Origin of the sequence: Hamadaea sp. NPDC050747, from assembly GCF_040654195.1 — a bacterium.
GTDB lineage: Bacteria > Actinomycetota > Actinomycetes > Mycobacteriales > Micromonosporaceae > Hamadaea.
The window spans coordinates 444,159-464,687 of record NZ_JBFAHM010000007.1; the positions used below are offsets into that span (position 1 = coordinate 444,159).

The 20,529-nt window shown below is 69.3% G+C and carries 19 protein-coding genes and 1 pseudogene; 9 read left to right on the forward strand and 11 right to left on the reverse strand.

Annotated elements, in window-relative coordinates:
- Window positions 1-18 precede the first annotated feature (18 nt).
- Window positions 19-786: a serine/threonine-protein kinase gene (locus AB0H43_RS19500; protein WP_360000804.1), complete on the reverse strand. Its 768-nt coding sequence runs from the start codon at window positions 784-786 to the stop codon at window positions 19-21.
- A 113-nt stretch (window positions 787-899) separates the two neighbouring features.
- Between AB0H43_RS19500 and AB0H43_RS19505 the strand changes: the two genes are divergently transcribed.
- The gene (locus tag AB0H43_RS19505; RefSeq protein WP_360000806.1) at window positions 900-1,346 is read left to right on the forward strand and encodes a MarR family transcriptional regulator; all 447 of its coding nucleotides are present in this window, start codon (window positions 900-902) and stop codon (window positions 1,344-1,346) included.
- A 110-nt stretch (window positions 1,347-1,456) separates the two neighbouring features.
- Here the strand turns inward: AB0H43_RS19505 and AB0H43_RS19510 are convergent, their stop codons facing one another.
- Together AB0H43_RS19510 and AB0H43_RS19515 are read right to left on the reverse strand one after the other, a co-directional pair.
- A complete protein-coding gene (locus tag AB0H43_RS19510; RefSeq protein WP_360000808.1) occupies window positions 1,457-1,660 on the reverse strand; it encodes a DUF397 domain-containing protein in 204 nt (67 codons plus the stop codon).
- Between the two features lie 97 nt (window positions 1,661-1,757).
- Window positions 1,758-2,633 carry a helix-turn-helix transcriptional regulator gene (locus tag AB0H43_RS19515; protein WP_360000810.1) on the reverse strand — a complete coding sequence of 292 codons (876 nt, stop codon included), beginning with the start codon at window positions 2,631-2,633 and terminating at the stop codon, window positions 1,758-1,760.
- Window positions 2,634-2,822: 189 nt separating this feature from the next.
- Between AB0H43_RS19515 and AB0H43_RS19520 the strand changes: the two genes are divergently transcribed.
- Both AB0H43_RS19520 and AB0H43_RS19525 read left to right on the forward strand, forming a co-directional pair.
- Entirely contained in the window at window positions 2,823-3,020 is a 198-nt protein-coding gene (locus AB0H43_RS19520; RefSeq protein WP_360000812.1) for a DUF397 domain-containing protein, read from the forward strand.
- Window positions 3,021-3,665: 645 nt separating this feature from the next.
- Complete coding sequence (locus AB0H43_RS19525) at window positions 3,666-4,598, forward strand: sigma-70 family RNA polymerase sigma factor (protein WP_360000814.1); 933 nt, start codon at window positions 3,666-3,668, stop codon at window positions 4,596-4,598.
- Window positions 4,599-4,660: 62 nt separating this feature from the next.
- Here AB0H43_RS19525 and AB0H43_RS19530 read toward each other — a convergent pair whose 3' ends face one another.
- Complete coding sequence (locus AB0H43_RS19530) at window positions 4,661-5,596, reverse strand: NlpC/P60 family protein (protein WP_360000816.1); 936 nt, start codon at window positions 5,594-5,596, stop codon at window positions 4,661-4,663.
- A gap of 508 nt (window positions 5,597-6,104) precedes the next feature.
- Here AB0H43_RS19530 and AB0H43_RS19535 point away from each other — a divergent pair.
- From AB0H43_RS19535 to AB0H43_RS19555, 5 genes are all read left to right on the forward strand, one after another.
- Window positions 6,105-6,587, forward strand: a complete 483-nt coding sequence (locus AB0H43_RS19535; RefSeq protein ID WP_360000818.1) for a DUF6232 family protein — start codon at window positions 6,105-6,107, stop codon at window positions 6,585-6,587.
- A gap of 101 nt (window positions 6,588-6,688) precedes the next feature.
- Window positions 6,689-7,513, forward strand: a complete 825-nt coding sequence (locus AB0H43_RS19540; RefSeq protein WP_360000820.1) for an MHYT domain-containing protein — start codon at window positions 6,689-6,691, stop codon at window positions 7,511-7,513.
- Window positions 7,514-7,535: 22 nt separating this feature from the next.
- The gene (locus AB0H43_RS19545; RefSeq protein ID WP_360000822.1) at window positions 7,536-8,249 is read left to right on the forward strand and encodes an HD domain-containing protein; all 714 of its coding nucleotides are present in this window, start codon (window positions 7,536-7,538) and stop codon (window positions 8,247-8,249) included.
- Between the two features lie 220 nt (window positions 8,250-8,469).
- Window positions 8,470-10,902 carry a ribonucleoside-diphosphate reductase subunit alpha gene (locus AB0H43_RS19550; protein WP_360000824.1) on the forward strand — a complete coding sequence of 811 codons (2,433 nt, stop codon included), beginning with the start codon at window positions 8,470-8,472 and terminating at the stop codon, window positions 10,900-10,902.
- A gap of 17 nt (window positions 10,903-10,919) precedes the next feature.
- Window positions 10,920-11,915 (forward strand): ribonucleotide-diphosphate reductase subunit beta, encoded by a 996-nt coding sequence (locus AB0H43_RS19555; RefSeq protein WP_360000912.1) that lies wholly within the window; start codon window positions 10,920-10,922, stop codon window positions 11,913-11,915.
- 58 nt (window positions 11,916-11,973) lie between these two features.
- On the opposite strand, the gene AB0H43_RS19560 is transcribed toward AB0H43_RS19555, so the two are convergent.
- Entirely contained in the window at window positions 11,974-12,843 is an 870-nt protein-coding gene (locus AB0H43_RS19560; RefSeq protein ID WP_360000826.1) for a M23 family metallopeptidase, read from the reverse strand.
- A 179-nt stretch (window positions 12,844-13,022) separates the two neighbouring features.
- Between AB0H43_RS19560 and AB0H43_RS19565 the strand changes: the two genes are divergently transcribed.
- Window positions 13,023-15,065: a BTAD domain-containing putative transcriptional regulator gene (locus AB0H43_RS19565; protein ID WP_360000828.1), complete on the forward strand. Its 2,043-nt coding sequence runs from the start codon at window positions 13,023-13,025 to the stop codon at window positions 15,063-15,065.
- A 112-nt stretch (window positions 15,066-15,177) separates the two neighbouring features.
- Here the strand turns inward: AB0H43_RS19565 and AB0H43_RS19570 are convergent, their stop codons facing one another.
- The 6 genes and pseudogenes from AB0H43_RS19570 to AB0H43_RS19595 form a co-directional block, all read right to left on the reverse strand.
- On the reverse strand, window positions 15,178-16,278 hold the full coding sequence (locus AB0H43_RS19570) for an N-acetylmuramoyl-L-alanine amidase (protein WP_360000830.1): 1,101 nt from the start codon (window positions 16,276-16,278) through the stop codon (window positions 15,178-15,180).
- Between the two features lie 77 nt (window positions 16,279-16,355).
- A complete protein-coding gene (locus tag AB0H43_RS19575; protein WP_360000832.1) occupies window positions 16,356-17,024 on the reverse strand; it encodes a response regulator transcription factor in 669 nt (222 codons plus the stop codon).
- A complete protein-coding gene (locus AB0H43_RS19580) occupies window positions 17,021-17,989 on the reverse strand; it encodes a histidine kinase (RefSeq protein ID WP_360000834.1) in 969 nt (322 codons plus the stop codon). Before AB0H43_RS19580 ends, AB0H43_RS19575 begins: the two co-directional genes overlap by 4 nt.
- Before the next feature lie 20 nt (window positions 17,990-18,009).
- On the reverse strand, window positions 18,010-18,273 hold the full coding sequence (locus AB0H43_RS19585; protein WP_360000836.1) for an SHOCT domain-containing protein: 264 nt from the start codon (window positions 18,271-18,273) through the stop codon (window positions 18,010-18,012).
- 339 nt (window positions 18,274-18,612) lie between these two features.
- A pseudogene (locus tag AB0H43_RS19590) lies at window positions 18,613-19,506 on the reverse strand (arginase family protein); the annotation flags it as partial.
- Window positions 19,507-19,595: 89 nt separating this feature from the next.
- Window positions 19,596-20,513, reverse strand: coding sequence for a tetratricopeptide repeat protein (locus AB0H43_RS19595; RefSeq protein WP_360000838.1), 918 nt, complete (start codon window positions 20,511-20,513; stop codon window positions 19,596-19,598).
- Between the last annotated feature and the right edge of the window lie 16 nt (window positions 20,514-20,529).

Genomic DNA, 20,529 nt, shown 5'->3' on the forward strand with positions numbered 1-20,529 from the left:
AGTTCCCGACCACTTCGGTCACACCGTGAGCAGGCTCCAGAGCGTGATCGAGACCTCACGGGCGGACGGGCGGGCGGCCGGGTTCTTGTCCATGCAGGCCCGGACGAGGTCGGTGATGTCGCCCGGGAGGCCGGGCACCGCGAGCACCGGCGTGGGCGCCAGCGCCTTCGGCAGTACGCCGCGGCGCGGCCGGCCGATGCTGCGGGTCTGATACGGCGAGCCGCCGGTGAGCATGCGGTAGATCAGCACACCCAGCGAGTAGACGTCCTCGGCCCGGCTGAGCCCGTCCTCGGTCGCCTCGGCCAGCCCGTAGTCGATGATCTTCACCCCGACCGGGGTCAGCATGACGTTGTCGGGGTTGAGGTCGCGATGCGTGACCCCGCGCCGATGAGCGACCGCGAGCACATCGGCGACGCTGCCCCCGATGCGCGCCGCCTCCGGCCACGGCAGCAGCGTCCGGCGTTCCATCCGGGTGGACAGCGACTCGCCCTGGAGCAGCTCCAGGACCATGAAGCCGATCGTCGAGCCGTCCGCCAGCGCGGCGTCGCCGTAGTCGTAGAGGCGCGGCACGTTCGGATGCCGCAGCCGCGTGGTGATCATGGCCTCGTTCCGGAGCAGCTCACTCGTCACGGAGTACGCCCGGCCCCGCCCGGACAGACACTTCACCGCCCGGGCCTTGCCCTCGAAGCTGTCGACGGCCCGGTACACGTGCGAGACGCCACCCATCGCGAGGCGACCGGTGAGGACGTAACGTCCGCCCAGCGCGGTGCCAACGGGGAGCCACACGAGAGAGAAGTGTTCCGCACCGCGCGTACGCGGAACAACAGTCAATCCGTTACGAGGAGAGAAACTGGCACATTCGATTGCCCACGATCTGATGGCGGGCTAACTTGGAGGACGTGGGGAACGAACTGACGCTGGACAATCAGGTCTGCTTCGCGCTCTACTCGGCCAGCCGCGCGGTGACCGCCGTCTACCGGCCGATCCTGGAGCCGCTCGGGCTCACCTACCCGCAATACCTCGTACTACTCGTGCTCTGGGAGAACGACCCGGTCACCGTCAAACACCTCGGCGAGGAGCTGATGCTCGACTCGGGCACGCTGTCGCCGCTGCTCAAACGGATGATCGCCGCGGGTCTGGTGACCAAGGAACGGAGCTCCGCCGACGAGCGCAGCGTCCTCGTCCGGCTCACCCCGGCCGGGCGTGACCTGCGCGACCGGGCGGCCGGCGTACCGGCTCAGGTGGCCGCCGCCACCGGACTGACCCCCGCCCGGCTCCGGGAGCTGCGGACGACGCTGCGGGAGATCGCCGGGGCCGCTCAGGCGACCGCCGCCGGCGCGGACTAGCCCGGGCCTCCACCACGCCAGGGTCTCCACCACGCCGGGAAAGCGCTGGATCACGGATCTGGGTCGAATCTTGGGCCAAGATCTGACTCAGATCCGTGATCCGGGCCCGATCAAGAACGCTCGTCGAAGTCGCCGGCCACGACCCCGTCCCGGAAGGCCTGCCATTCCTCGCCGGTCAACCGGACCACGGTTTCGGGCGCGAGCGAACTGCGGATCAGAACATCACTACCCTCGAAGCTGACTTCGGCACAGGTGGCGGCCTCGCATCTGCTGCTTCGCCGCCATTGCGTCGGCTCCGTCTCCCGCCTGGACATCGACACCACCTTCTGACGTGTCTTGCCGATGTGTCGAGTGTGGCATGAGGACGCGAGCGATATTCCCAGCGGTTCGGAAAGATGACCGCGAATGAATCTAGAGGAATTTCCTCGCGGTCTCCGCGAGGAAACGGCGGGACTCCGGAATCCCCAGCGACATCTCCTCGAGCCGCTGGTAGGCGCTCCAGTAGCGCTGCGGGTCCACCCGGTCGATCATGGCCGGCTGCGTCATTCCGCTCTCCACGTAGACGAGATCCTCGTCGGTCGGCACCGGGAACTCCATGAGAATGAACGGGCTGGACACCGTGTGAATGCCGGCCTCGAACGGCAGTACCCGGACGTGGATCCGCGGGTCGCGGCCCAACTCCACCAGATGTTCGAGCTGCTCGCGCATGACGGACGCGGAGCCGGCCACCCGCAACAGGACCGATTCGTCGATGATCGCGTCGATGCGTGGCGGCTTCGGCCCGGCCAGGATGTTGGTCTGCCGCAGCCGGCGGACCTCTGCGCGTACCTCTTGATCCTCGGGTGACAGCCCCTCGATCGCGGTGGTCCGCAGGATCGCCCGGGCGTACGCGGCCGTCTGGAGCAGCCCTGGGACGAATAACGGCTGGAAGAAGGACAGATGCGAGGCGTCGGACTCCAACGCGACGTAATCGGCGTAGCCGCCCGGCAGCCGGTCCCGGTATTCCATCCACCACGACCGCTGGCGAGTGGCCCGGGCCAGGTCGATGAACTCGTCGACGAGTCTGGCCTCGGTCACGCCGTACAACTGCAGGAGGGCCTTGACGTCGGTGACGGTGGGCTTGGTCTTGCCGTTTTCGATCCGGATCATCTTGGAGATCGACCAGTCGAGGGCGTCGGCTGCCTGCTCCTGGGTCCGGCCGGTGTCGTCCCGCGCGGCGCGAAGCGCCTGGGAGAGCCGTCGGCGCGCGATAGTCGGGCCGTGCAGGCGGCTGGTCGCGGGCTCCATGCCTCCTCCGTGCTCGTCCGCAGCGGTTGGCGCGTCGTTCGGGCTGGCACAGTGTCAGGCGGCTCATTGCCACCTGGCGGAGTGCCAGTAAAAGAAGGGTATATCGTCCCTTCCGTCATTGTCACTGCGTGGATCTCCATCATGGACGGCCCAACGGCGGTGATCAGCCCTGGCAATCGGGAGTGTCAGATGGTGGAACGGCACGCCGCAGTGTGGCGGCGTAGCACAAAATGTGAGGCAACCTCATGCGTTGAGGTCTCGGACCTGGGCAAGCAGGTCGGCCTCCGTAACTCGGACCACCCGGAGACCGCCATCCAGTTCCCCGTCGAACGGTGGCGGGAATTCGTGGCCGGCGTACGCGCCGGGGAGTTCGACCACCCGGCATGAAAGACGGCACCCGGGCCTTCACCCCCGAGTGCCGTTGAGACCGGCAGCCTTCCAGGGCGAGATCCCAGTCCACTGTAGAAGCTACAGGCGTCTCCCGCATGACACCGACACACCCCCGGCGTCTCCCGCAAGCCGGGCGGCAGCAGCGAAAGCCGTCACCCATAAGCGTGACGTCCGGTCGTGCGTCTTGACATGAGCCGAGTGGCCACATCCCGCCACCGTTCAAGATCATTCAGATTAGTCGTCCCGGCGTCCGGGTACTTCTTTCGCGCATCGCCATGATCGAACGACAACCGATCATGGCGCTGGAGCGTCTCTATACCGCAAGGAGGGGGCGAAAGAAGGGCGGCAGTGACCGGGATCGCAGCGTCACAGTGACCTGGATCGCTGCTCACCGGCGTTGTATCCGGTGGAATGAATAGGGCAAACGCGGCGTTGAGCTGGAACGGAACCCGCTGGAGAGCGAAAACCGCAGCTTATCGCGCTGATCAGCGAAGTCGCATGTGCCTTTCAGGGGTTTCACAGTTAGCTGTGACACTTTCAGACCGGCGAGAAGGAATCAGCTCCGTTGGTCATCTGTTACGCAGATGTCAGCACCGCACACCGTAGCGGTAATTACGGGGGAGGGACCCGAACGTGGAGAACATGACGATCCTGCGCACCGACCAGGTGGCCGAGGAGCGTGACCTCGTCGGCGTCTACCTGCACGAGATCTCCCGCACGCCGCTGCTCGACGCGGCCCAGGAGGTCGAACTCTCCAAGGCGATCGAAGCCGGCCTGCTCGCCGAGTACTGGCTGGACGAGGACAAGATCCCGCAGGGGGTCGGCCGTGAAGAGCTCGAGCTACTGATCTCGGAGGGCAACCGCGCCAAGGACCTGTTCATCCGGGCCAACCTGCGGCTGGTCGTGTCGATCGCCCGCCGGTACGTCCGGTCCGGCATGCCGATGCTCGACCTCATTCAGGAGGGCAACACCGGCCTGGTCCGGGCGGTCGAGAAGTTCGACTACGTCAAGGGCTACAAGTTCTCGACCTACGCCACCTGGTGGATCCGCCAGGCGATCAGCCGTGCGATCGCGCAGCAGGAGCGTACGGTCCGGCTTCCGGTGCACCTCGTCGAGGACGTGAACCGGATGCGGAACGTCGCCCGCCAGCTCACCCGTGAGCTGGGCTCCGAGCCGGAGCCGGAGCAGATCGCGGCCGCGCTCCAGGTGCCCGTCGAGCGGGTCAACGAGCTGATCCGCTGGTCGCAGGACACCGTGTCGCTCGACACCCCGGTCGGCGACGACGGCGACACCAACCTGGGTGACCTGGTGGCCGACTCCGACGCCCCGTCGCCGGAGGAGATCGTCCTCTCGGCGCTGGAGCGCCAGCGGATCGAGGGCCTGCTCAACCACCTCGACGACCGGTCGGCCGGCATCATGCGGGCGCGGTACGGTCTCGAGGACGGCCGCGAGCACTCGCTCACCGAGGTCGCGTCGCGCTTCTCGCTCTCCCGCGAGCGCATCCGCCAGCTGGAGATCCAGGCGCTGGGCCGGCTCCGCGAGCTGGCTCGGGCCGAGGGCCTGCAGAACGCCTAAGCCCAAGTTGTACGCGTCAAGGCCCCGCCCGGCAGCGCCGGACGGGGCCTTTGTCGTGCTGCTTACGACCTGACGCGCCCGTACCCGTACGGGGTCATCATGTCGATGCTGGCGAGTTTGACCGATTCACCGAACGTCGGGGCGTGGATCACCTTGCCGCTGCCGACGTAGATCGCCACGTGCCCGAGACCGGAGTAGAAGACCAGGTCGCCCGGGGCCAGTTGGGACCGGCTGATCCGGGCGGTCTCGTCGTACTGGGTGGCCGCGTGGTGATAGAGGCTCACCCCGGCCGCCGCCCACGCCGCCTTGGTCAGCCCGGAGCAGTCGTAGCTGCTCGGACCGTCGGCGCCCCAGGCGTACGGCTTGCCGATCGCGTTGTACGCGTACGTCACGGCGATGCCGGCCTTGCCGGAGACCGCCGGGATCTTCCCGGTGTACCGGCCGCTGGTCCGGCTGCTCGTGCCGTACAGCTGCTTCTTCTGGGCTTCCAGCTTCTTCAGATCCGTCTCGATCTGCTTCTTCTGGGCGGTCAGCTTCGTCACGTCGTCCTGGGCCTTGGCCAGCGCCTGCTGCAACGACGACTTCTGCTGGTCGTACTTGTCACCGGCGTCGCGCGCCGATTCGATCACGGAGCTCTGCGTGTCGGCGATCTCCTGGAGGGTGCCGAGCCGTTCGACGACCTCCGTCGGCGACGAGGTGCCGAGCAGGGCGTTCCAGGTGGCCAGCTGACCACTTCCGGCGTACGCCGACGCGGCCATCTTGGCGACGCGCTGGCGAGCCTCGTCCCGCTGATGTGCCAGTGGGCCGAGCGACGTCTCCAGCTGCTGGATCTGCGCCTGCACCGACTTGGCCTGCTCGGTGCTCTTGTTGTACTGCTCGACGAGCTTCTCCAGCTTGTCCGACGCCTCGGTGATCTGTTTGGACAGTTCGGACTCGGAGGGGGCGGCGTGGGCCGCACCGGGCGCGAGGAGCACCGCCAGCGCAGCCACGAGAGGCATGGCGAACCGCCAGCCCCGTGGAAGTAGTCGCAAGGGGGTGTGAACCTTTCTTCCGCGGCCCGACCGTTCCGCAGGTCACGGGCCGGCCGCCTACCGGGTTAGCTGCGACGACGCCCGTCGGTCGCCGACGGCGTGCGTCACGGGCTCGCGCTGGAAGATTCGCGCTACCACGACCGGGGGATCGGTCGCGGATTCGCCCCAATTACCTGGGTCCCCGGTTCACAATCAGTGGCTGGTGATTCGACGGCACCGGCCAGGTGTCGCCCTTTTCTGGGCGATCGGGGGCCTGACCAGCTCAGACACCGTAACTCGGGATTCCGGTCAAGCAAAGGGCAAGTTGCACCATCTGCCCGCACTGGTTCGCTTGTGCCGGAAAAGTTCACCAGATCAAACTGCGGTCCGCTGGCATAAGAGGTGCCAAGGTGACAGGTGGCAGATTGAAGCACTTCCCAACGATGCCGGTCACTCCGACAATGAGCATACAAGCGTGTCACACGAGGAGGAGGCCATGCAGCCTACCCGGCGCGCACAGGAGCTGAGCCTGCCCGGCATCCGGGTCACCGACCGGTGGTTCGTGGTGGGTCAGCGCAAGTTCGACGTCACCGAACTGCAGAACCTGCGGACGGTGCGCGGATCGCACCACCCCATGGCGGTCCGCGCGGCGATCTGCGCGCTCCTGGCCGTGGCCGGCATCGGCGTCTTCTTCGACCGGCTCGAGCCCGTCGGCTTCGTCGGTCTCGCGGTCGCCGCTCTCCTGCTCGGCGGGGCCGCCGTCGCCGCAGCCTGGCGCAACCCCCGCAGCTACGAGATGTGGGCCGAGTACCGCGGCCTCAGCGTCCAGCTCTACTACTGCGACAACGAGCGCCGATACAACGCCGTCTCCCGCGCGGTCATCCGCGCCCGGGAGCGCGCGTACCTCGAGGACTCCCCCGTCACCGACCAGTATCCGGCAGCGGCCGCTCAGGCCGCGTGGTTCACCCAGGCGGCCTGACTCGCACCATGTGTGCGACGGGTGCCCCCGGGATCTTCGGATAGTGGCACCACAGCTACCCGTCCGGAGCTGTGCTGCCAAGACCCCGGGAGCACCCCCCGATGCCGGAGATCCACCATTTCGCGTACGGCTGGTTCAACCCCGCGTTGGCGTACCTTGTGGCCTTCAGCGGGTCCCTGACCGGTCTGGTATGCACCACCCGCGCCCGTGCCGCCGGCACCCGCGCCCGCCGAGCCCGCTGGCTTGTCCTGGGCTCGGTCTCGATCGGCGGGGCGGGCATCTGGCTCATGCACTTCCTGGCGATGCTCGGCTTCGACATCCCCGCCAGTCCGGTCCGCTATGACCCGCTGACGACGGTGGCGAGCCTGCTGTTCGCCGTCGCCGCGGTCGGGCTGGGCCTGTTCTTCGTCGGCACCGGCCGCAAAAGCGTCGGCAAGCTGCTCGTGGGCGGGGTCTTCACCGGCTCCGGCGTGGTCGCGATGCACTACACCGGCATGTACGCCATGCGCGTGTCCGGCCATGTCGGCTATGACGAGGGACTCGTCCTCGCCTCGGTCGTGATCGCGATCGTCGCCGCGACCGTCGCCCTGTGGTTCACCGTCTCGGTCCACGGTGGATGGAGGTCGCTGATCACGGCGGCGGCCATCATGGGCGTCGCCGTGTGCGGGATGCACTACACCGCGATGGCGGCGTTGCGCGTACACCTGGACTCGACCGCCGGCCCGGCGACCGGGATGACCCCGACGCTGCTGATCCTGCCGATCTTCATCGTCGCGGCGGCGACGCTGCTGGGCTCGTTCGTGAGCGCGTTGCAGGCCATGACGCAGGAGGAGTTCGGGACGGGGCCCACCCCCGCTCCGCTGATGGTCCGCGTGCCCCGGCCGCGCACCTCCTCCGGAGTCCACAGTGCACCCGGCCGGGATTGACGGAATCTGCTAGAAACGGCGCATGCTCCGAGATTTCCGGCCGACCTTGGCGATGATGCCCCTCCACGCGATCACCGAGGTCTACGGGGAGGAGGGCCTGCGGGAGCGGTTCGCCCACGAGATCTCCCGCTTCGGCGAAGCCGACCGCGTACGCCTGGAGCAGGCGCTCGATCTCGCCGCCGAACTGCACTCCGAGCAGCGGCGCGTACGCGAGCCGTACCTGAATCACCTGTTGCGCGTGACGATCCGGATCCTCCACTACTACCGGGTCGACGACGTGGACGTCCTCGTCGCCGCTCTGCTGCACGACGCGGCCGAGGATCAGGCGTACAAACTGGTGGGAAGCTCGGACACCACGGCCGCCCTCGACCGCCTGGGCGAGGTGTTCGGGCCTCGCGTGCGGCGGCTGATCGCGGCCGTGACCAACCCGGAGTACAGCCCGGATCGGCATGAACACGAGCAGTACCGCGAACATCTCGCCGAGTCGCTGGACCGGGAGCCGTGGGCGCGGGTGATCAAGATCTCCGACTTCACCGACAACGGCGTGGGCGTCATCCACACCACCGGGCCGAAGGTCAGCAGCTCGGCCCGCAAGTATCGGCCGCTCGTGCCGCTGTTCCGCGAGCTGATCCCGCGGGCCGACACGCCGTTGAGCGAGGCCGCCAAGGCGCACATCCTCGACCAGTTAAACCTCGCCGAAGAGCGTTTCGCGGCGATTCTCGACGGCAGAGTTTGACCCTCATCAGCGCGACACGCCCGACACATCTTGGGGTTCTTTCTCGCGGGCACCACAACATGTAGGGTGATTGCACCGGCTCGCCGCTACTGGCGGGCATGGGTCCGCTGACCGCGCCCACGGAATGCCACGCATTCCGTGCGCTGCGCCGTGCCCGCGAACCGTGCCCCCGTACGCGCCGCCGGCTGTGGAGGCTTGCGTTGGAGGAGGGGGACTGCCCATGTCTACCGCGACATTGGGAATCGCACCGCACGACCTCGGTGACACCGCCCGGCCCGCGCCGGGCGACGAGGTACGGCATGCGCTGTTCGGCGAGGTCGAGGCGGCCGCGGCCGGGCTCGCCGAGGTGGAGCCGCGGCGGGTCAGCGAACCGGTGGTGGCCGGGGTGTGGCCCGGCGCGACCGAGGCCGACCTGCGGCTGCGGGCCATCGAGACGGCGGCGGCGCTGGTCGCGCAGGAGCCGGCGTACTCGCGTCTCGCGGCACGACTGCTCGCCGCGCACATCCGCGAAGAGGTCGCCGGCCAGGGCGTACGCCGATTCAGCGAATCGGTCGCGACCGGGCGCCGGCTGGGACTCATCGCCGACGACGTGGCCGAGTTCGTCGCGGCGCACGCCGACGAGCTGGACGCGTTGGTGGACGACGCCGCCGACGACCGCTTCGAGTACTTCGGCCTGCGGACGGTCTACGACCGCTACGTCTACCGGCACCCGACGAACCGGCAGGTCATCGAGACCGCCCAGCACTTCCTGCTCCGGGTCGCGTGTGGACTCATGGGGCCGGTGGGCGCGGCGGGCACGGTCGGCCGGACGGTGCCCGGCGGCGTGGCGGGCGTCGCCGAGCTGTACCGGCTCATGAGCCGGCTGGCGTACCTGCCCAGCTCCCCCACCCTGTTCAACGCCGGTGCGCGGCGGCCACAGCTGTCCAGCTGCTTCCTCCTCGATTCCCCCAAGGACGAGCTGGACTCCATCTACGAGCGCTACACGCAGGCCGCCCGCCTCTCCAAGTACGCCGGCGGCATCGGCATCGCCTGGAGCCGCATCCGGTCCCGGGGTTCGCTGATCCGGGGCACGAACGGGCTGTCCAACGGCATCGTGCCGTGGCTGCGTACCTTCGACTCCAGTGTGGCCGCGGTCAACCAGGGCGGCCGGCGCAAGGGCGCCGCCTGCGTCTACCTGGAGCCGTGGCACGCCGACGTCGAGGACTTCCTCCAGCTGCGCGACTCGACCGGCGACGAGAACCGGCGTACGCACAACCTTCACCTCGCCAACTGGATCCCGGACGAGTTCATGCGCCGGGTCGAGGCCGACCAGCCGTGGTCGCTGTTCGACCCGAAGGTGGTACCGCACCTGGTCGACCTGTGGGGCGGCGACTTCGACGTCGCCTACCGGAAGGCGGAGGCCGACGGACTGGCCGCCAAGCAGGTCAACGCGCGCGAGCTGTACGGCCGGATGATGCGGACGCTGGCCCAGACCGGCAACGGCTGGATGACCTTCAAGGACCAGGCCAACCGGACCAGCAACCAGACGGCCGACCCCGCGAACGTCATCCACCTGTCGAACCTGTGCACCGAGATCCTCGAGGTGACCTCCGACGGCGAGACGGCGGTGTGCAACCTCGGCTCGCTCAACCTCGCCGCGCACGTGGCCGACGGCGAGTTCGACTTCGCGGCGCTCCGCGAGTCGGTCCGGGTCGCGGTGACCGTGCTGGACCGCACGATCGACCTCTCGTACTACCCGACCGCCGAGGCGGCCAAGGCCAACCTGCGCTGGCGGCCCACCGGCCTCGGCGTCATGGGGCTGGCCGACGTCTTCTTCCAGCTGCGGCTGGACTTCGACGCGCCGGAGGCGCTCGCGCTGTCGACCCGGATCGCGGAGGAGATCGCGCTGTCGGCGTACGAGACGAGCGCGGAACTGGCCGCGACGCTGGGCCGGCACGAGACCTACGACCAGACCCGGGCGGCACAGGGCGTACTGCACGTCGACCACTTCCCGGCCGCTTCGATCGCCCAGCCGGCGCGGTGGGCCGCACTGCGTACGCGGGTGGCCGAGGTGGGGTTGCGCAACTCGCTGCTGATCGCGATCGCGCCAACCGCGACGATCGCCTCGATCGCGGGCGCGGCCGAGTGCATCGAGCCGGTGGTCTCCAACCTCTTCAAGCGCGAGACCCTCTCAGGCGAGTTCCTTCAGGTCAACCGGCACCTGATCCAGGAACTCAAGGAACACGGGCTCTGGACGGACGCGCTACGCGAGAAGATCGTCGCGGCCGAGGGGTCGATCGCGGGGATCGCTGAGATCCCGGCCGAGATCCGGTCCCGCTTCCGCACCGCGTGGGAGCTGCCGCAACGGGCGCTGATCGACCTGGCCGCCGCGCGTACGCCGTTCATCGACCAGTCGCAGTCGCTGAACCTGTTCATGGCGGCGCCCAACATCGGCAAGCTCTCCTCGATGTACGCGTACGCCTGGCGCAAGGGTCTGAAGACGACCTACTACCTGCGCTCCCGTCCGGCGACCGCCATAGCGAAGACCACCCTGGCGGCTCAGCCGGGTGCGGTCCGGCCGGTGTCGGCGCAGCCCGCGCCGCAGCCCCGGCCGGCGATGTCCCTGATCAATCTGAACCTGGAGAACCCGGAAGTCTGCGAGGCCTGCCAGTGACGACCACCGCCCAGAAGATGCTGCTCGACCCGGGTCTGGACCTGACCCTCCGGCCGATGCGGTATCCGGACTTCTACGAGCGTTACCGGGCCGCCATCCGCAACACGTGGACGGTGGAGGAGGTCGACCTCGGCTCGGACCTGCCCGACCTGGAGACCTTCACGCCGGAGGAACGGCACCTGATCAACCGCCTCGTGGCCTTCTTCGCCACCGGCGACACGATCGTGGCGAACAACCTGGTGCTCAACCTCTACCAGCACATCAACGCCCCGGAGGCGCGGCTTTACCTGTCCCGCCAGCTCTTCGAGGAGGCCGTGCACGTCCAGTTCTACTTGACGCTGCTCGACACCTACCTGCCCGACGAGGCCGAGCGGGTCAAGGCGTTCGCGGCGGTGGAGAACATCCCGTCGATCGCCCGCAAGGCGCAGTTCTGCTTCACGTGGATCGACTCGGTCTTCGACGTGCAGCGCTTGGAGACGGTCGCCGACCGGCGGAAGTTCCTGCTCAACCTGATCTGCTTCGCCGCCTGCATCGAGGGCCTGTTCTTCTACGGCGCCTTCGCGTACGTCTACTGGCTGCGGTCGCGCGGGCTGCTGGACGGGCTCGCCGCCGGCACGAACTGGGTCTTCCGCGACGAGTCGATGCACATGGACTTCGCGTTCGCGGTCGTCGACACGGTGCGCGCGGAGGAGCCGGACCTCTTCGACGAGGAGATGGGCAAGGCGGTCACCCGGATGCTGGAGGAGGCGGTCGACGCCGAACTCCAGTTCGCCGAGGACCTCTGCGGCGCCGGGCTGCCCGGCATGACCACCGGCGACATGCGGGAATACCTGCAGTACGTGGCGGATCAGCGACTGGCCCGCCTCGGGCTGCCGGCCCGGTTCGGCTCCCGCAACCCGTTCCCGTTCATGGCCCTGCAGGACGTCCAGGAACTCGCCAACTTCTTCGAGCGGCGGGTCACGGCGTACCAGGTCGCGGTGGAGGGGACCGTCTCACTCGACGAGGACTTCTAGCCCGGACACCGAATGGGCGCGGGCCGGGGGTCCTCATCCCGGCCCGCGCCCTGTTCATTCAGCAGTGCTCGAACGCACTGGTGTAGCTGTAGCCACCGGTGCTGCCGCCCCAGCGCACGCAGGTGGGCGCGGTTCTGACCACCGGTCCGGCGTAGTAGCTGTAGTTCCCGGAGTCGGTCGTCCGCGTCGAGCCCTGCGGCTCGAGGAAGGCCGTCGTCGCGGTGGCGCTGCCGACGTTGGCGAACTTCAGCGTGACCGCGCAGTTCTGGCTGGTGGATCCGTTCCACAGCAGGTTCACGGTCCCGGCGGTGCCGAGCTTCACCGAGTCGATGTTGTTGAAGCCGGAGCCGCAGACCTCGCGCGGGTCGTACGGAGTGGCGCAGTTGTTCGAGGTGACCGAGCCGTGCGTGTACGGGAAGGTCACGCCGTTGAACACCGACTTGATGATGTGCGACTGCGACCGGTCCGGGTACCGGACCTCGTAGTGCAGGTGCGGGTAGACGTCGTTGGTGGACTTCGTGGTGTCGCCGACGCCGCCGATGACCTGACCGCGCAGCACGGCCTGGCCCGCCACGACGGCCATCCGCTCCAGGTGCGCGTAGTACGAGTAGTACCCGCCGCCGTGGTTGATGACGATGAGGTTGCCGTAGCCGTTCACGTCGCCCTGGTTCGCCGCGACCTCAACGGTTCCGGCCGCTGACGCCAGCACGGTGTCGTTCTCGTCCGCGGTCGCGGTGGAGCCGCGGTTGAAGTCGATCTCCCACGAGACGTGCGCCGAGCTGTCGTTCGAGTCGCCGGTCCAGGTCTGGCCGCAGGGGAAGGGCAGTTGGAAGGCGGGCGCCGCCGCGGCCGGCGACTGGATCGCCAGCACTCCGGCGGCCGCGATCGCCAAGGCGATCGCGCCACGCGCGAGTTTGGAGGTTCTCACTGTGCTCAGCGTCCTTTCGGGGGTTGGGGGTGAACCGGCCCACCGGTTGCTGCGCGGGGGTGGCGTCAGCGTCACCCGATGGGCTACAGGAGTTCTCCAGTTCGGCTACAACCATCACTGGAAGGTTGATCTATGTCGGCGTACAGTCAGCCGGGTCAGTTCGACGAACGGCGGTGGCCATGGGTCTCGAGTTCCGTCTTCTGGGCCCGTTCGAGGTGCGCGACGACGACCGTCCGGTGCCGATCCACGGCGTGAAACCGCGGCAGTTGTTGGCGAGCCTGTTGCTGCATCCGGACCGGCCGGTCTCGGTGGATCGCCTCATCGAGGTGCTCTGGCCGATCGACCCACCCCGATCCGCCGCGGCCAACATCCAGACCTACATCAGCGGACTGCGTACCTGTCTCGGCGACGATCACGTCGTGCGCTACCCGCCCGGTTACGCCGTCGTCATCGGCCCGGCCGACCTGGACGTGGCGAGTTTCCTCCGGGAGACCGACGAGGCGATCCGGTTGCGCCGCCTCGGTTACCTGGCCGACGCGCAGCGTACGCTCGAGGGCGCGCTCGCCCGATGGCGTGGCTCGCCGCTGGCCGACCTGCCTCCGAGTCCACTGTGGCAAGTCGAGCTGGACCAGCTGACCGAGCGCCGGCTCGCCGCCCTCTCCGAGCTGCTGGATCTGCGTATCCGCCTGGGCGACCCGGATCGCGCCGTCGCCGAACTCCGCGGGCTCACCGCCGAGCATCCCCTCCGGGAAGGCTTGTGGGTCCTGCTCATCCGGGCGTTGGTGGCCGCCGGGCGGCGCGCCGACGCCCTCACCGTGTACGCCGAAGTCCGCCACACCCTCGCGGAGGAGCTGGGCGTCGGCCCCGGTCCGGAGTTGCAGCGCCTGCACAACGATCTGCTCGCCGCCGACGCCGCCCCGATCGCGTCCCATCCGGTCGGCCAGCAGTTGCCCGCCGACGCCGCGATCGTGCTGCGCGGGCTGGCCGCTTTCGGCGACGCGACGGTTCCCGCCTGGTTCGCCGGAGCGCTGCTGGAGGACGGCGAGGAGCAGATCGAGCGACTCGTCACAGCTCGGCTCGCGGTGGACGCCGGCCCCGACGCGCTCGGGCAACGGCGATATCGCGTACCGGTGCTCGTGCGGATGCTCGCCGACGCGCAGTCCGGCGACTGGCCGCAACCCGACGAGGCCGGGCTGGTCCGGGTCCTGGGCGGGTTGCTCAGCCTGGCCGAGCAGGCCGGGCAGGCGCTGCCGCACAGCCCGTTCGGGCCGGGCCAGACCATCGCGCCCCGCTGGAAACCGCCCGCGACCGGGGTCGACGATCCCGTCGCCTGGTTCGTCACCGAGCAGGACACCCTGCTCACCGGCATCGAGGTCGCCGGGCGGCTCAACCGCTCCGACTTCGCCTGGGAACTGGCCCTGGCCACGGTCCCCTGGTGCGACCTCGCCGGGCATCCGGAGGTCTGGGAGACCGGGCACCAGACCGCGCTGGCGATCTGCCGCCGGCTCGACGACCAACTCGGCGTCGCGGTCACCCTGCGCGGCCTCGGCCAGCTGCACCTCTATCGCGACGAGTACGCCCAGGCCGACGCCGCGTTCGGCCGGGCGAGGCTGCTGTTCGCCCAGCTCGGGCAGCCCGCCGGGGTGGCCGCCGCGCTGTCCGGGCTCGGGGCGGTGCACCGCGTACGCGGTGAGCTGGACCTCGCGGTGGACTACTACAGCCGCGCGCTGGAATCCTTCGTGGAGTGTGCCGAACCGTCCGGCGAGGCGTACGCCCGCGGTGCGATCGGCCAGGTCTGGCTGGCCCGGGGCAACCTCGACCGGGCGCAGGAATGGCTGCAGAGCGCCCTGGACCTCGCCGAGGCGATCGGCGACCGGCATCGCACCGCCCATCTGCGGCAGGCGCTCGGCTCGGTCGCCCGCCGGGAGGGCCGCGAACAGGACGCCCGAGGGCTGCTCGACCAGGCCCTCGCCGGGTTCACGACGATCGGCGACATCCACGGTGAGGCGTACGCCCTCGTGGAGCTCGGCCGGCTGGAACAGACCCCGGCCGAGGCGGCCGACCGGCTGACCCGGGCGCTGCACATCTACCAACGGCTGGGCGATCGGCGGGCGGAGGCGGACACGGCCGAACGGCTCGGCCAGTTGCACGGCGCCGCCGGACAACGGGAGTTGGCGGCGGCGTACCTGGACGAGGCTCGGCGGCTCCGCGCCCAGCTCTGACACCCGCCGCCGACCCTTGGCGCTGGATCAGGGTTCCCGGTCGAATCATGACCCAAGATTCGACCCAGAACCCTGATCCAGCGCCGAAACGAGCGGCCTGCAGAGAAAGGGGCTAGACGCGAGTGATGCGGATGGCGTCGGCGATCACGTAGCCCGCCCCCGTGGTCCACCGGCTCACCGCGACGACGTCCTGCGCCCCCGCCGCGAAGGCGAAGGTGCCGACCGTGTTCCACTTGCCGCCGTTGGCCTGCTGGTTCACGGTGACCGTCTGGCTGCCCGACGAGGTGAACACGACGTACGGCGTGGTGGCGTTGTAGCCGGTGTTCGCCGGGTAGTAGGTCTCGATCTTGTAGTTGCCGGCGCTCGGCAGCGTCGCGGTGTAGTACGCCGCGTCGCTGGCCGCCACCGGGTCGGCGTACCGGTAGTCGGTCCCGTAGCGCTGGGTGGAGTAGGTGGAGGTGCCCCAGTTCGCCGACGCCCGGAACGAGCTGGACGTGTTGTCGACGGTCACGGTGAACGCCGGGGTGCTGCCGAGCGCGGCGGCCACATCGGTCCGCAGCTGCGGGAGCATGGCGTAGAAGGCGTCACCCGGGCACTCGGTGGAGTAGAAGTCGCGGTGACCGTAGATCTTCGTCGCGGAGATGCCGTACTTGCTGCAGATGTACGCGCACAGCTGCACGAGGTTGGAGTAGAGCGCGCTGGTCGGCGTGACACTGGTGTAGGTGCCTTCGTTCTCGATGCCGATCGCCTTGTCGTTCTGCCCCGGGCAGTGCGCGCCCACGACCATGCCGCTGCCGGAGGTCAGGTGGGACAGGCTGTAGTGCCGGCCCTCCATGATGTAGCCACCCCGGGAGACGGTGAAGTGCTGCCCGGTGTCGGACCAGCCGTTGGAGTCCATGTGGTAGTTCTGGATCGTCCGGGCCAGCGAGTACGCGTGCGCCTGCGTGTAGTCGGTCGAGTTCGCGGTCGCGGTGTGGTGGATCAGGATCTTGTCCGGGTTGGTGGAGATCTGGGTCAACGTCGACGAGGGGTTCCGGGCGCCCCAGGTCGCGCAGCTCGCGATGGTGGGCGTGGTGACGGCGAGCGCCGGGGTGGCCGAGAGCAGCTCGACTCCGCCGATGGTGGCGCCGACTCCGAGCAGGACCGCGCCGCGCATCATCGCGCGCCGGGAGACGGCCGAATCGAAGGGATTCGGTGAGGTGGGGACCGACATCGTGTTCCTCCGGGGGAGGGAGATGGGATGAGAGGTCCCGCGCAGCCAGCAATTCGTAGCATCCGCGATGAGGGAAGTCAATCCATCCAGCCCGGCCGGACCAGCCCAGCCTCGTACGCCGTGACCACGAGCTGAGCGCGGTCACGCGCGCCGAGCTTCACCATCGCCCGGCTGACGTGGGTCTTCGCGGTCAACGGGCTGACCACCAAGCGATTCGCTATCTCCTCATTGGACAGTCCGAGGCCGACGAGGGCCACGACCTCCCGCTCCCGCTCGGTGAGCTGATTCAGCTGCCCGGTCGGCGGAGACGGCGCCCGGGAGCGGGTGGCGTACTCGGCGATGAGCCGGCGGGTCACGCCCGGCGACAGCAGGGCGTCGCCCGCGGCGACCACCCGCACCGCGCGTACGAGGTCGGCGGGTTCGGTGTCCTTCACCAGGAACCCGGCCGCGCCGTCCCGCAACGCCGTGAAGACGTACTCGTCCAGCTCGAAGGTCGTCAGGATGATCACCTTCACGTCGCCCAGCGCCGGATCGGCCGCGATCCGCCGGGTCGCCGCCAGCCCGTCCAGCTCCGGCATCCGGATGTCCATGAGGATCACGTCCGGCCGCAGCTCCCGTGCACTGCGGACAGCCTCGGCGCCGTCATTCGCCTCCCCCACGACGTCGACGTCCGGCTGCGCGTCGAGCAGAGCGCGGAAGCCCGCGCGGACCAAGGCCTGGTCGTCGGCCAGCACTACGCGGATCACCGGGGAAACACCGCCATCACCTCGAACCCCCCTCGGCCGTCCGGCCGCGCGGTCGCCACGCCGCCCACCGAGGCGGCCCGTTCCTGGATGCCGATCAGTCCGTGCCCGCCCTCATGCCCCTCGGGCTTCGGGCTCGCCGGTCCAGGATCGGCCACGCCCACCGTCACCGCGCGGTCCGCGTACTGGATGACCAGGGTCGCGGTCCGCGCGCTGCTGTGCCGCATCACGTTGGTCAAGGCCTCTTGAATGATCCGGTACGCCGAAAGCTCGACCGTGGCCGGCAGGCTGGGCCGACGCCCGAGCGTCTCCGCCTCGACCTTCAATCCGGCCGCCTCAGCCTGCTGGATCAGGTCGTCGAGTCGCGACAGATCCGGGGTGGGCGACCGCGGCGCCTCGGTGGAATGAAGGCTCGCCAGCACCGACCGCACCTCGGCCAGGCCGTCCCGGCTCGCTTCCTTGATCGCCTGCAGCGCTGGGCGTATCTCCTGGGGCTGAACGTCCATCACCTCCAGCGCGACCGACGCGCGGACGTTGATGAGCGACAAGCTGTGGGCCAGCACGTCGTGCAGTTCGCGCGCGATGCGGACGCGTTCGTCCGCGGCCTCGCGTTTCTCCTGCTCCCGGCGCCGCCGCCGCTCCTCCACCTGATACCGCCGGTGTGCCTCGCGCCGGGCGCGGGCGAACGGGCTGGCGATCGCCGCGAAGGTGCTGGGGATGATCGGCGGGAACGGGAAGCCCAGCACGAGGTACGCGAGGTTGATCAGCCCGGTGGCGGAGCTGGCGACCACGGGCCACCGGCGCAGCAGCAAGAGGGCCAGCGGCCCGGCGACCAGCAGTCCGAGTTGGACGCCGGTCACCGGGACCTGCCGGACGCCGCTGACCGCGAGGGCGATGAAGACCTGGAGCAAGGCCAACCCGATCGGCCAGCCTCGTGGCCGCCGACGCCACCGCTCCGGTTCCTCCATCGCCCTCATCCTGCCACTGGTCACGAAGGACGCGGCGCGTCCAGGACGGACATGCGCTCGCGGTACTCCTGCTCGTTGATCTCACCCCGCGCATAGCGCTGGGCGAGGATGACGCGCGGATCGTTGTCGCCGTGGCGCCAGTGGCCGGGACCCCAGCCGTCGTGCCGGTGACGCCGCCAGAACAGCCCCCGGATCACGAAGAAGAGCAGGATCCAGAACGGAATCCAGAGCCACGGCCCGAAGAACCACCAGCCGCCCCAGTACCCGGCGTGTGCGAGAACCATTTTTCCCTCCTCATCTCTTACCTCGAGGGTGGTTCTTCGCCGCCTTCTTTTCATCGCCCCGCGGGCGACACTTGCGCCTACTCCCCCAGGAGTACGCACCGCTCTTTCGCCGCGCTTGTGCGGCGCTTTCGCGTTAGTGCGCGCCGCCGCCGTTTCCGCGTGATCATTGCGTCAGCCATGCTGCTTCGCGCGACGAAATGTCCGTTGAAACAGCATGGGTGACGCAATGATCACACCAGGCGGTGACGGTTACGAGGCGACGGGTTGGTCGGAGGCCAGACGCGGGCGGGGGACGGATTTCTTCCGGCCCACCGAACGTGGCTGCTGCAGCAGCGGGGCCAGCCCGGCGACCAGCATCTCGACGACCTCATGAGCGTACGAGCCCTCGGGATCGTGGTCCGGATCGAAGACCGTCAGCTCCATGCCGAGGCATTCCGGCGTGCCGACGAGCCCGGCGATCAGCATCTCCAGCTCGGCGAAGGCGATGCCACCCGGGTCGGGCGCGTCCACCGCCGGCATGACCGCCGGATCGAGGACGTCCACGTCGACGTGCAGCCAGAACCCGGCGCAGTGGCCCAGCTGGTCACGCGCCCACTGCGCGCTGCGGGCGGCGCCCGCGGAGCGCAGCGCGGTCACCGGGCGTACCGAGAATCCCCCGGCGGCCAGGTCGAGGCGGTACTCGTCGTGCTCCCGGATGCCTAGGACGACCACGTCGGTGTCACGGACGTATGGACGACGCGCCTCGATCCCGGCCAGCTCGATTTGACCCCGGCCGGTCACGAGGGCGAGGTCCTCACCGGCGGCGGCGCCGACGTACGGCGCGTTCCCGGGATGCCGGAAGTCGGAGTGCCCGTCGACGAAGACGAGCCCGACCCGGCCGTCCACCTCGTCGCCGAGCCGGTGCATGGCCACCATCGAGCCGAGCAAAACCGAGCAGTCGCCCCCCAGGACCAGCGGGAACTCGCCGCCGTCGACGATCGCGCCGATCCGGTCGGCCAGCCGCTGGGAGTACGCCGAGATCTGCGACGCCTGGGCGACGCCGTCGCCGGGACGCCAGTCGCCCGGGTCGTAGCGCGGCGGCGTGAGGCAGCCCGCGTCACGAGCCCCGAGCCGGTCGACGAGTCCGTGGTCACGCAGCGCACCGGGCGCCTTGGCACAGCCGGGAACCGAGGTGGCCGTGGGTGGGCGCAGGCCGAGATTGGTCGGTGCGTCGAGCACCGCGATCCGTCTCATCCCTCGCCCTCCCCCTCGCGTACGCGGCGCGTGAACCCCCTGGTTATGCGACCGATGCCTGCAGGCCGAGGATAGCGATCTATGCCAACCTAATAAAGAGCGCTGGCCAGAGCCCGCCGAGCGGTGACGACAGCCGGATCGTCCGGACCGGCGATGGTGAACAAAGAGACGAGGTGCTGACGTACCTTCTCCCGATCGTCGCCGAACACTCGCCGGACGAGTGCGATGAGCCGGGCGTACGCCTGCTCGGCCTGCCCGCTCAGCGCCTCCAGATCGGCCGCCAGCAGTTGGGCGTCGAGGTCGTCCGGGGCGGCCTGAGCGGCGGCCAGCACTTCCTGCGGGTCACGGCCCTGAATCCGCTTGGCCGCGCCGACCTGGGCCAGCCCGGCCTCCGCCGCGGCGTCGCGGGGCGTCTCCGACAGAATCTTCTGGTACGCCCGCTCGGCCGCGTCGAGGTCGCCCATCATGAGCATGTCGTCGGCCTCTTCGAGGCGCGGATCGGCCGGGGTCTCCACCTCGACCCCGCCCGCCCGGAGGACGGCGTCGAGCCACTGCCGCAGCTGGGCCTCGGGCAGCTGGCCGGGGAGGCCGTCGATCGGCTGCCCGCCCACGAACGCGAAGATCGTCGGCAGCGCCTGGATGCGCAACGCCTGAGCCAGCTGCGGATCGGTCCGCACGTCCGACCGAGCGAGCACGAAGCTGCCGTCGGCGGCGAACTGCTCCAGCGCGGGGTCGCCCGCGTATTGCCCGCTGGCGACGAACTCCAGGACGACCGGGATGGTCCGGGACCGGTCGACGACGTCCCGCTGGAACGTCTGCACGGTCACGTCGATCGGGGCGTTCGCCCCGGCGAACCGCGGAACCCCGGTATCGCCGCCGTCCGGCGCGGCCCCGGCGGGCGGCGCCTCGGCGTCGGGCTGCGGAGCGGTGGACCGCAGCGCACTGAGGTCCACCGCACCCCGGGTGAAGATCGACTGCCCGCGGCTCGGGTCTCGGGGATCCGTCATGCCCTTAGTCTAGGCA